The following is a 12,700-nucleotide window of genomic DNA, read 5'->3' as shown; positions in this document are numbered from 1 at the left end:
TTCTGAGCGCTCGTCTACGTATGGTAGACATCGATAACTACTGTGGAACAATTTGACAAACAGTCATTCGTTCTTGTTCAATCATTTTGCGAGCACTGTCAACAACATCGTGGAACGTAATTTCTTCTAAAGTTGGAACGACATCAAATAAATTCATGTCATTAAATGCATACCTAGTAAATTGATTTGCAATATACTCTGGTGAATTAACGGATCGTAGAAAGCCACCTATTTTTTTCTTTCTCGTTCTTTCAAGACTTTCTTCGGTTAAATGAAGTCCTTCTTTCGCTTCAAGTAAAATAGTTTTAACCCGCTCTGCTAATTCGTCTGGCTTTTCGGTGTCGCCACCTACCATTAAAAAGCCAAAGCCATTCTCTTGCGTATAATCATAAGAAAAACTATCATCAATTAAGCCAGAATTGTACAATTCAAAGTAAGAAGTTGAGCTCTTACCGAATAACATATCTAACAAAATATTGACAGTAAGTTCATTTTTTAACAGCTCTTTCCCAGATTGGTTAACATCAATCGATTTAATTCCAACAAGACATTTAGAGGACTGAACATTCATTTTCAATACTCTTTTAGTTTGAGCAACAGTGCTAGGTTCTTGTTCAAACTTACGCTCAACCTCCTCCTGTTTTTCATAATCCTTCTTGTCTTGATTCTCTCTTACTTGGGTCATCATTTCAACTGGATCAACAGGCCCCACAATAAAGAGGAGCATATTGCTCGGATGATAAAATGTTTCATAACACTCATACAACATATCTTTCGTAATCTCACTTATTGAATCCACCGTACCAGCTATATCAATTTTAACCGGATGGTTGTGAAACATATTTTGAATAAGCCCAAAATACAAACGCCAATCAGGATTATCATCATACATACGTATTTCTTGACCGATGATCCCCTTTTCCTTTTCCACTGATTTTTCCGAGAAATAAGGTGATTGTACAAAATCCATCAATGTTTCTAAATTTTGTTCCACATTAGACGTGCTTGAAAATAAATAGGCTGTTCTAGTAAACGATGTAAATGCATTAGCTGAGGCTCCTTGTTTACTAAACTGTTGAAACACATCACCATCTTCTTTTTCAAAAAGCTTATGCTCTAAAAAATGCGCAATTCCATCTGGTACTTTCACAAGGCTATTCTGATTTAATGGGAGAAAATGATTATCGATTGAGCCATATTTTGTTGTGAATGTGGAAAACGTTTTGTTAAAACCTTTTTTAGGAAGAATATAAACATCTAACCCATTTTCCATTTTTTCATAATATAGCTCCTCATCTAGTTGGTTAAATTGAATTTTTTTCATTGCTCTCCCTCCATTCCTGTTAAAAAATAGATTGTATCCATTTCTATCTTTTGTGCTACATCGATAATTTCATCTTTTGTCGTTTTTTCAATTTGAGTCAACCAATCGTTCAAATGTATGTTTGTTTTAGCTACTACATTATGATATAGAACTTCAACTAACCCTCTAGCTGTATCAATCGTTTCTAACAATTGATTACGAATAACCGCTTTTGTTTGATCGATTTCATCTTCAGTAAAGTTGCCTTGCTTCATTTCTTCCATCTGTTCTTTAATGATTGTAACAGCTTGATCATAGTGATTAATATCAATGCCAGACATCACCATAAGCAACGCTTTGTGACTTTCTAAACGACTAGCAGCATAGTATGCAAGACTTGCCTTTTCACGAACATTAATAAACAACTTACTGTGGGAGAAGCCACCAAATATTCCGTTAAAGAGCTGAAGTGCATAATAGTCTGTCTCACCATATGTGACATGAGTACGGTACCCAATGTTTAATTTCCCTTGATTCACTGCCTGCTCTTCTTTAATGACTTGAATTTCGCTTCGCTCACTACTCCTCGTAACACTCGATGCTTGCCCTTGTCTTTCACTCAGATGAAATAGCTCTTCACAATACGTATTTACCTCTTGATCATCTACGTCCCCAATAACATATAAATCTAACTCATCTTCATTAATCGCTCTTTTGTAATAATCGAATAGATTATTTGATGTAACCCCCTCTACCTCCTCTTTTATACCAGCTGGTTGGATAGCATAAGGTTCACCTTTACACATTTCTTGGACAAGTCTAGCACTTGAGAAACGCATTTTGTCATCGTAAATAGCTTGAATTCGTTGCTTTTGATTTCTTTTCTCTTGTTCAACAGTGCCATCATGAAATGATCCGTTCTCTAAATTTGGATTCAAAATAACATCTGCTAAAAACGCGAGCGCTTTCTTTAATAATGGTGGAGAATTCGTTAAAAATTTTTCATTCGCAATTTCGATTGAAAAGCTTATGACATGATTTTCTCCTTTTTTGCTTAAATCAACGAAAAAATTCGCCCCGTATAAATCATCTAAATATGAACGCAATGCCGTTGTCGTCGTATAAGTGGCTGTACTGCTTTGTAATACATAAGGCAATAGCCCTCTTACAGTTACATCCTCATTCGTTAATGGTGCTTTCATTTTCCAAACAATCGTATTCGTTTTATACTTATCTGTTTTAACAGTGTGAAGTGTAAATCCTTGTTGTTTAGAAATACATTCATTTACAATGCTCATCGCTTGTTCCTCCTTCGCCACATCATCTACTTCAATATTATATTGATAGTGTTGTATCAAGTTATTTTTACTATACATGTTTTTCGTTATACCGTACAAGTATTTACCTGTTCATGAATATTTTTCTTCCTATAAAAATATATTACATCCCTATCTATTTGTATGCACAGCTCCGGCAATATTTTAATTGTCAAACCGCTCCCTTCTCATCCTCCTCCAGTCCTAAAGTTCAATCGGAGCAAAATTCGAGCTTTTTCGTCAATTTCTGTTAAACTGGAGGTACATCGTTTAGAGGGGGAATTCTAATGGAATTAGAAGCTTATTTTAAACCATTTCGACAAAACGTAATTGGACATCATCATCCAATTACAACTCCATTTGGCGAAAAAGAAATACACTATTTTGATTGGGTAGCAAGTGGAAGAATGTACGGACCAATCGAAAATAAAATGCTGACAGAATTTAGTCCTTTTGTGGCCAATACCCACACTGAGTCGAATTGGACAGGCCAATTTATGACAAACGCTTATAAACATGCACATAAAGTAATCAAAAAACATGTTAATGCTAACGAAGACGATATTATTATTACAGAAGGGACAGGTATGACTGGTGTTATTAATAAGCTTCAACGAATTCTCGGACTTAAATATCCAGAACAATTCGATAAGTCCACTATTCCTCAAGATGAAAGGCCTATAGTTTTTATCACCCATATGGAACACCACTCAAACCACACTTCTTGGATAGAAACCATTTGTGAAGTGGTCGTCATTCCGCCAGACAAAGACGGACTCATTGATTTAGAGGCCTTCCATCAATTATTAAAAGTTTATGCAAATAGAAAGACAAAAATTGGTGCATTTTCCGCTTGCTCAAATGTTTCTGGCATCCAAACTCCTTATCATCAATTAGCTAAAATGATCCACGAGTTTGGTGGAATTGCCATTATTGACTTTGCTGCATCAGCCCCTTATGTTGAAATAAATATGCACCCTGATGACCCACTCGAGAAGCTCGATGCAATCGTCTTTTCTCCCCATAAATTTCTTGGAGGGCCAGGAACTAGTGGTGTATTAATTTTTGATCGTGCTTTATATAAAAATCATATACCTGACCATCCAGGTGGCGGTACAGTCACCTGGACCAACCCTTGGGGCGGTCGTGGCTATATAACGAATATAGAAGAAAGAGAAGATGGAGGAACACCGGGCTTTTTACAAGCGATTCGAACCGCTCTTTGTATACAATTAAAAGAGGACATGGGTGTTAACAATATCAAAAAACGAGAGGAAGAGCTTTTAGACCTATTATGCCAACGCCTTGCGGGTATTCCAAAAGTACATATTATGGCAGGGAAGCATAGAAAAAGGCTCCCTATTATTTCCTTTTATGTTGAAGGGATTCATTATAATTTAGTTGTCCGTCTACTTAACGATTTATACGGAATACAAGTACGAGGGGGCTGTTCATGTGCTGGTACATATGGTCATTATTTATTAAATATCGATAAAGAAATGTCCGATACCATCTCATCTGAAATTGAGTCTGGTGGATTAGTTGCTAAACCGGGGTGGGTTAGAGTTTCATTACATCCAACAATGGAAAATAAAGATGTCGACTATATCACAGATGCCTTAAAATATATTATTGAGCATATCAGTGACCTCGAAACAGACTATCAATTTATCCCAAGCTTAAATGACTTTGAACATCAAGCGAAGGTTGATCAACAAATCAGTTCGTATTTTCACCTTCCACTACACAAGACTAAATAAAATTAAAAGGAAGAGTTGCCTGAGCAACTCTTCCTTTTTACTTACCTTTTACCCTTTACATAAGGTGTACCTAACGCTTTTGGAGCATCAGCACGTCCGATAAATCCAGCTAATGCTAAAATCGTTAAGACATAAGGAGCAATTAATAGATATACATTCGGTATATTTTCTAATAAAGGAATAGAATTCCCAATTACACTTAAGCTTTGTGCAAATCCGAAAAACAAGGCAGCTCCCATCGCACCCAATGGATGCCATTTACCAAAAATTAAGGCTGCAAGTGCCATAAACCCTTGACCATTAATGGTAGCGTGGTAGAAGTTTGGTGATAATGCTTGCGCGTATACTGCCCCACCAATTCCTGCAAGGGCACCTGATAGGATTACACCAATGTAACGCATTTTTGTTACGTTTATTCCCATCGTATCCGCTGCCATCGGATGCTCTCCGACGGATCGAAGACGTAATCCAAATGGTGTTTTCGCCATGATAAACCAAACAAGAAAGGCTACACCAATAGCTAAAAATGGAGGCGCATATGTGTTAGTAAAGAAAATGTCACCAATCACAGGAATATCACTTAAAAAAGGGACATCAATTTTACCAAAAGTTTGTGTTGCGTCATCTGTTTGACCTTTATCATACAACAGCTTTACAAGGAATAACGTCACCCCTAATGCTAGTAGGTTTATCGCTACACCCGATACAACTTGGTCCGCTCGGAAGGTAATGGATGCGACCGCATGAAGGATAGAGAATAATCCACCAGCAACCATTGCGACAATAAGAGCGAGCCACGGTGTTGCACCACCGAATTGATCAGCAAAATTTAAATTAAAGACAATACTTGAAAACGCTCCTATGATCATTAAGCCTTCGAGTCCAATATTTACGACACCTGAACGTTCTGAGAACGCTCCGCCTAAAGCTGTGAAAATAAGTGGAGAGGCGGCAATTAATGCTGACGGTACAACGATAGCTAAAATTTCAATGATACCCACTTATTTCACCTCCTTTTTACTGATTCGTTCAATAAACCAGCGAATCATGTAACTTGATGCAACAAAGAAAATGATTAAAGCAATAATAATATCAACTAATTCATTTGGAACTCCTGCTTGAAGTGGCATATTTAATGCACCTTGTTTAAGGCTTCCAAAAAGTACTGCAGCTAAGATGATTCCAATTGGTCCATTTGCCCCTAACAAAGCAACAGCGATGCCATCAAATCCAGTTCCTGTAAATCCACCTTTAATTGAAGCGTATTCAAAAGTTCCTAGCCCTTCCATTGCTCCAGCAAGTCCAGCGAAAGCACCTGAAATAACCATGGAATAGATAATATTTTTATTCACATTCATCCCTGCATATTGTGATGCATGCTGATTAAATCCTACTGAACGTAACTCATATCCAGTCGTTGTTTTCTCTAATAAGAACCACATGATAAATACACAGAATAATGCGATAAAAATTCCCCAATGCATGCGAGATAAATCAGTTAAGCCTTCGAAAAATTCTGAACGTAATGAGGCGGATTCTGCAACTCTTTCTGTTTTATCTCCGTTATCACTCAACACATTCTTAATAAAATAGTTTGTCACATGTAGAGCAACATAGTTCATCATAATGGTGACAATAACTTCATGGACACGGAATCGTGCCTTTAATAACCCTGGAATAAATCCCCAAAGAGCTCCTGCTAATGCTGCCGCCAATACAGCTAATGGTAAATGGATGAGTTTTGGCAACTCGACTGCTGTTCCCACCCAAACGGCTGCAAGCCACCCAACAATTAACTGGCCTTCAACTCCAATATTAAAAAGTCCCGTACGGAAGGCGAATGCTACCGAAATTCCCGCTAATAGTAGTGGGGTTACGAGTCGAACCGTTTCACCAAAATAAAACTCATCCCCAAAGGCCCCTTGCCAAAGTGCGGCAAATGCATCTAACGGATTGTAGCCTGAAAGAATCATAATAAGAGTTCCAACAGCTATTCCTAAAATTACAGCAATAACTGGAACTATAATATTAACGAATCGATTAGACATTCTTCACACCTGCCTTTCCTTTCGTTTCACCAGCCATTAAAAGTCCTAGCTGTTGTTCTGTCGTTTCTTTCGGATCAACAATTGCTACAATTTCCCCTTCATAAATAACTGCAATCCGATCGCTTACGTTCATAATTTCATCAAGTTCAAACGATACTAATAAAACCGCTTTTCCTTGATCTCGTTGTTCGATAAGACGCTTATGAATAAATTCAATCGCCCCAACATCAAGCCCACGAGTAGGCTGGGCAGCAATCAATAAATCAGGATTACGATCAATCTCTCGACCAATAATCGCCTTCTGCTGATTTCCACCGGATAAAGCACGAGCCTGTGTATACTCACTTGGTGTACGCACATCAAACTCTTCAATGAGCTTTTTAGCATGAGAATATATTTCCTTGTAATTTAAAACACTAGATTTCGAGAATGGAGCTTGATAATAGGTTTGTAGAACCATATTCTCACCAACCGGAAAGTCTAATACTAGTCCATGTTTATGACGATCCTGCGGTATATGAGCAAGTCCAGCTTCCGTAATTTTCCTCGGTTTTTCATTAAGGATATTGTTTCCATTCAGTTTAATACTCCCGCTTTCACTTTTCGTAAGCCCGGTTATCGCTTCAATTAACTCAGATTGTCCATTGCCATCAACACCAGCAATACCGATGATTTCCCCCGCACGTACAGCTAAGTTCAATTTGTTAACGGCAACAATTCCTCTTGGATCTTTCACTGTTAACTCTTCTATTTCTAATACTTTATGTGAGGGAGTAGAAGCCACTTTTTCAGTAGAAAATGTCACTTCACGACCGACCATTAAACTAGCTAGCTCATTTGGGTTTGTATCTGGTACATTAACCGTACCAATCCCTTCCCCTTTCCGGATAACGGTCACTCGGTCACAAACCTCCATAATTTCCTTCAGCTTGTGAGTAATGAGGATAATCGATTTTCCCTCTTTAATAAGCGTTTTCATAATTTGAATCAGTTCACTTATCTCTTGTGGTGTCAAGACGGCTGTCGGTTCATCAAAAATTATAATCTCTGCCCCACGATATAATGTTTTCAAAATTTCAACACGCTGCTGCATCCCAACTGATATATCAGAAATTTTGGCAGAAGGATCTACTTTCAGCCCGTAACGCTCAGAGATTTCTCTAACCTCTTGTTCTGCCTTTTTTATATCGACCGTCGCGAACTTTTTAGGCTCACTTCCTAATATAATGTTTTCTGTAACGGTGAACGTTTCAACTAACATAAAATGTTGGTGAACCATTCCAATCCCTAAGTCGTTTGCGATATTAGGGTTTGTAATGTTGACAGGTTTCCCTTCAACACGAATTTCGCCTTTTTCTGGCTGATATAGACCAAAAAGAACATTCATAAGGGTTGATTTTCCTGCACCGTTTTCTCCTAATAAAGCGTGAATTTCACCCTTTTTAAGTTGTAGTGTAATATTGTTGTTAGCTACAATACCAGGAAACTCTTTACGGATATTAAGCATTTCAATAACATAATCCATAATTTCTCCACTCCTCTCCTAAATTAATAGGAAAATATAGTTAATTGTAAGAGGTCAGACGATATTAATTAAAAAAAATGAGGTTTCAGGTTTCCCCCTTAAAAGATTAAGTGAAAGATAGAATGAGCTTTCTATTCTTCAATTAATCTTCTAAAGGAAAGGGAATAAGGAAAGTTCCTTATCCCCTTTGTTCATTAGCTAGTAGAAAATGATTATAATTGATCGCGAGTTTCTGGAACTTCGATCTCACCATTTTTAATTTTTGCTGTCCATTCTTCTACAGCAGAAAGAATGTCCGCTTTATTTTCTAGTTCTTCATTTAATTCAGCAAGACCAACGCCATCTTCCGCTAATCCGTAAGAAATAACCTCTCCACCAGGGAACTCATCATTCATAGCTTTTGTTGCTACATCTTGAACGGCACGGTCAACACGCTTTAACGCTGATGTTAAAATAATGTTCTTCTTCTCACCATTTACTTCAACTTCACCTTCAGCAGATTGATCAGAATCTACTCCGATAGCCCAAAGAACTCTTTCAGGGTCTTTTTGTTTTAAATCTTTCGCTTCTTTAAATAGTCCTTTACCAGTACCACCTGCAGCATGGAAAATAACGTCTGCTCCAGAAGAGTACATAGAAGATGCGATAGGCTGAGCTAACTCAGGCTTGTTAAAATCACCAGCATATTTTACATCAACTTCAGCATCAGGGTTAACCGCTTCAACACCTGCTAGGAAACCAACTTCAAAGCGTTCAATTACCTCAATTTCCATACCGCCGATAAAACCTATTTTATTAGATTTTGTCGCAAGTCCTGCTGCAACTCCAGCAAGGAATGAACCTTCTTGTTCTTTAAATGTTATGCTCGCTACGTTGTCTTGCTCTACTACTCCATCTACGATACCGAAATTAACTTCTGGGCGTTGTTCTGCAATTTCAGCAATTGCATCAACCATTAAGAATCCAATTCCGTATACTAGGTTAAAATCTTCGCGTACAAGTGTATTTAAGTTTGTAGAATAATCTGCATCAGATTTTGATTGAAGGTAGTTGTATCCACCTTTTCCTTCTTTAAGTCCATTTTCTGCACCAAACGCTTCTAGACCTACCCAAGCAGATTGGTTAAAGGATTTATCATCAATTCCACCAGTATCCGTTACCATTGCAACAGAAAACTCTGATTCTGTCTCTGCTGTGTTTCCAGCTTTCTCTTCATCCTTCGAGCCACAGGCTCCTAAAATCGTTCCCGCTGCTAAAATTAATGATAAAGCCAAGCCAAATTTACGTTTCTTCACTATCATGTACCCCCTAGTAAATATGAATAGTAATTAGTAGGTATGCTATTTGAACAGTTAAATTCGTTTCCTTAGTACATGGAAGCTGAACTTATCTGCCCGAAAGTAGTTGACTGAGTATAGGATCGGCTGATCCTTCTCATCGTAGTGCATTTGTTTTAAAATCAGTAGCGCTGTTTCTGGTTCACAATGAAGAATTGGAGAAATTTTCTCATGAAACCCCATTGGTTCAATCTGAGCTACTGCATAGGAAATTGACACATCTCCTTCTTTATCAAGACCTACTAATAATGACTCATTTTCATGTGTCAATTTTTCAGGGATGATATGAGAAGGAATCTTATCAATACAATAAACGATCGGTTCTCCGTTAGCCGTTCGAACCCTTTCGATTACAACCATTTCATCCTCTTCTTCACAAGTAAATCGGCGAACATCTTCCTCGGTAGGTCCTTGGGTTGTAGAACTTAAGAAAATGGTCCCAGGTGTCATACCAGCCTGTTTAATCATGTTAGTTACGCTATTTAACTGTTCTATCCCTGAAGTAAATAACGGTTTAGCATTTACAAATGTACCTACGCCATGTCGACGAACAATGATATTTTCCTCTTCTAAAATTCTCAACGCCTCTCTTAACGTGGCTCTTGAGACCCCTAGCTGTTTCGATAAATCAAACTCAGATGGAAGCTTTTCTTTTTCTTTGTATTTACCAGCTTCAATATCTTGTTTCAAGCGATCAATGACTTGTAAGTACAAATGTCTCGTATCTGTTCTAATTGTCACTTGGTACCACCACCATACTTTCTTAAGACATCAGACCTCTGATGCATTCATTCCTACTAATCGAAAATACTATAACACTTTTCCTATAAGAAATAAATAGAAAGAATGGATTTTGTCGAAATATCATAAAAAAATAAGAATTCTAACTATTATAAATGGACGAAAATAGAATAAATAACAATTATAAGGGTGTTTTATAGGTATAAACACCTGTTTTCTCCCTTATTTCAGAATATTACATCTTTTTAAATGATTATGTTCTTTATTTAAATTTATTATGCAAGCGATTACAATAGTATGACCTATTCGTGGATAAATAGGAATGATGTCTGACGTCTATCTAGTATGTTCCTATTATATGTATTTCATTAATTGTATACCTCTTCATTTTTATACCTGACTACTTCATTAAAAAAGTGCTATACCTTACGTGGATACAAAATGCTACTTCCTGATTTAAACTTTCGCCCTATTCTTTTCAACCACTTAAATAGAAACCTATCCTCTCCCTCAAACAATTTACGCTTTCTCGTAATCCTTTACTATTTTCTACACCTTTCTTTATAAGAGGTAAATTTTAACTTGCTGAAATTCATAGAACATTGTAAAATGATGAAGAAAATTAGTTTTCAGATTATTATTGTTATTTTTGTAAGCGTTAACACTATTTGTAATTCGTTCAACACGACTAAGTAAGGGGAGAGGAATAAAGATGAACAGAAAAATAAGAGATTTTCGTTTCATAATAATGATAACGTTATCATTATTATTAACCACTAGTTTTATACCTCCAAGAAACGTAATTGGAGCAGAGAACAACGTTGAAGTTTGGTTAACGACAGCAGATCAACAGCAGCTACTACAAAAGCAAGCTGATATTCAAGTATCTTCAAATAACCCATCGAATCACTATACCATTAATGTTGATGAAAATAGAGAGTATCAAGAAATGGATGGATTTGGTGCGGCGATGTCAGGCTCATCTGCGTACCTGTTCAATCAAAAGCTAAGTAATGTACAGCGCCAAGCCGTACTAAATGACCTCTTCGGTAGTGATGGAATTGGCTTAAATTTTGTTCGCCACACAGTCGGTGCATCGGATTTCTCACTTGAAAACTTTTCGTATAATGATATAGCAAGCGGGACAACCGATTTTCCTTTAAATCATTTTTCTATAGATAAAGATAAACAAAATGTGATTCCAATGTTAAAAGAAGTTTTAACCATTAACCCAGATTTAAAACTTTTAGGTACGCCTTGGAGTGCACCTGCATGGATGAAAGACAGTTCCACTCTAAATGGAGGGAAGCTTCTACCTCAATATTACCAAGCTTATGCTGATTACATCGTAAAGTATATTAATAGCTATGAAAATGAAGGTCTTCCAATCTATGCTTTTACTGTCCAAAATGAACCGCATCACGAAACTTCGGGCTACCCTAGTATGATGATGGAAGCTTCTGAACAAATTGATTTTATAAAAAATCATTTAGGACCTACGTTTACGAATGAATCAATAGACACGAAAATTCTTAGTTGGGACCATAACTGGAATGAATATGACTATCCTATTGAAGTATTAAATGATGAAGTTGCCAAGTCCTATATAGCAGGCACTGCATTCCATTGCTATGCTGGTACTCCCGATCAACAGTCCTTCGTTCAGAATGCTCATCCTGATAAAGGGATATGGTTCACTGAATGTTCTGGTGGTGAGTGGTCTACAGATTTTGGCGAGAATTTAGCCTGGAACATGTCTAATGTAGTAATCGGTTCCACTCGAAATTGGGCAAAATCTGTTCTTTTATGGAATTTGGCATTAGACGAAAATTATGGTCCGATTAATGGTGGGTGTACAGATTGTCGCGGTGTCGTGACGATTAACCAAACCAATGGGGACGTCCAGAAAAATGTCGAGTATTACGTCCTTGGTCACATTAGCAAATTTGTTAATCCTGGCGCAAAACGAATCGATACAAATTTTGACGATGACTTACAAAATGTCGCTTTTAAAAATCCTGATGGATCAAAAGCGTTGCTAGTATTAAATAACGCCACAACAGAGAAGACTTTTAATGTAAAAGACGGAGCATCCTCTTTTTCTTATACTCTTCCAGCAGGAGCAGTCGCAACGTTTGTGTGGGGAGATGAAAATGCTGCAGATAACAATTTAGTTGTTAATAACGGCTTCGAAACAGGAGATTTTTCACAATGGCACAGCTGGACTCCTGAAGGACAAGAAACAGCTCATAAAATAGATACTGACTTTCCTTTTTCGGGTACATTTAAACTGACACATTGGAATTCTACTGCTTATAAACAAACGACCTATCAACATATTAATGCTTCAAATGGAATGTACAAATCATCTGTTTGGGTTCGTTCAGGTGGTGGCCACAATACGTTACGATTAGAAGCGAGTAATTATGGAGGACCAACTTTATATTCTACTATTGGATCCTTTTCTATTGGCAATTGGACCATGTATGAAATTGATAATATTCCTGTAACGGCAGGAACAATTACCATTGGTGTTCATTCAGACGGAAATGCAAATGATTGGGCTGTATTTGATGACTTTCAGCTTATAGCAAAATAAAGAAAACGAGGCTGGGACAGAAGCATTCCAGCCAAAGGAAAAACCGAACTATAATGAAAAACTCTAATATA

General features: G+C 37.2%; 9 protein-coding genes. 2 read left to right on the top strand and 7 right to left on the bottom strand.

Going from position 1 to position 12,700, the window contains the following annotated elements; all coding sequences use genetic code 11:
• Nucleotides 1-37: 37 nt before the first annotated feature.
• Together yfmH and yfmF are read right to left on the bottom strand one after the other, a co-directional pair.
• The gene (gene yfmH, locus WAK64_RS04085; protein ID WP_336585669.1) at nt 38-1,324 is read right to left on the bottom strand and encodes an EF-P 5-aminopentanol modification-associated protein YfmH; all 1,287 of its coding nucleotides are present in this window, start codon (nt 1,322-1,324) and stop codon (nt 38-40) included.
• Complete coding sequence (gene yfmF / locus WAK64_RS04080) at nt 1,321-2,601, bottom strand: EF-P 5-aminopentanol modification-associated protein YfmF (RefSeq protein WP_336585668.1); 1,281 nt, start codon at nt 2,599-2,601, stop codon at nt 1,321-1,323. The genes yfmH and yfmF overlap by 4 nt, the downstream gene beginning before the upstream one ends.
• Nucleotides 2,602-2,906: 305 nt before the next feature.
• Here yfmF and WAK64_RS04075 point away from each other — a divergent pair, with 305 nt between their 5' ends.
• Entirely contained in the window at nt 2,907-4,379 is a 1,473-nt protein-coding gene (locus WAK64_RS04075; RefSeq protein WP_336585667.1) for an aminotransferase class V-fold PLP-dependent enzyme, read from the top strand.
• Between the two features lie 41 nt (nt 4,380-4,420).
• On the opposite strand, the gene WAK64_RS04070 is transcribed toward WAK64_RS04075, so the two are convergent.
• The 5 genes from WAK64_RS04070 to WAK64_RS04050 all read right to left on the bottom strand — a co-directional run bounded on the left by WAK64_RS04070 (nt 4,421) and on the right by WAK64_RS04050 (nt 10,030).
• On the bottom strand, nt 4,421-5,380 hold the full coding sequence (locus WAK64_RS04070; protein ID WP_336585666.1) for an ABC transporter permease: 960 nt from the start codon (nt 5,378-5,380) through the stop codon (nt 4,421-4,423).
• Nucleotides 5,381-6,427, bottom strand: a complete 1,047-nt coding sequence (locus WAK64_RS04065) for an ABC transporter permease (RefSeq protein WP_336585665.1) — start codon at nt 6,425-6,427, stop codon at nt 5,381-5,383.
• Nucleotides 6,420-7,952: an ABC transporter ATP-binding protein gene (locus WAK64_RS04060; RefSeq protein ID WP_336585664.1), complete on the bottom strand. Its 1,533-nt coding sequence runs from the start codon at nt 7,950-7,952 to the stop codon at nt 6,420-6,422. Before WAK64_RS04060 ends, WAK64_RS04065 begins: the two co-directional genes overlap by 8 nt.
• A 212-nt stretch (nt 7,953-8,164) precedes the next feature.
• Nucleotides 8,165-9,247, bottom strand: coding sequence for a BMP family lipoprotein (locus WAK64_RS04055; RefSeq protein ID WP_336585663.1), 1,083 nt, complete (start codon nt 9,245-9,247; stop codon nt 8,165-8,167).
• 57 nt (nt 9,248-9,304) lie between these two features.
• The gene (locus WAK64_RS04050) at nt 9,305-10,030 is read right to left on the bottom strand and encodes a GntR family transcriptional regulator (protein ID WP_336585662.1); all 726 of its coding nucleotides are present in this window, start codon (nt 10,028-10,030) and stop codon (nt 9,305-9,307) included.
• A 712-nt stretch (nt 10,031-10,742) separates the two neighbouring features.
• Here WAK64_RS04050 and WAK64_RS04045 point away from each other — a divergent pair.
• Nucleotides 10,743-12,629 carry a glycoside hydrolase family 30 protein gene (locus WAK64_RS04045; protein ID WP_336585661.1) on the top strand — a complete coding sequence of 629 codons (1,887 nt, stop codon included), beginning with the start codon at nt 10,743-10,745 and terminating at the stop codon, nt 12,627-12,629.
• Nucleotides 12,630-12,700: the final 71 nt, after the last annotated feature.

This window comes from Bacillus spongiae (assembly GCF_037120725.1).
Lineage (GTDB): Bacteria > Bacillota > Bacilli > Bacillales > Bacillaceae_K > Bacillus_CI > Bacillus_CI spongiae.
Note: the sequence above shows the minus strand (reverse complement) of the source record. Positions and strands in the feature narration are given on the sequence as shown.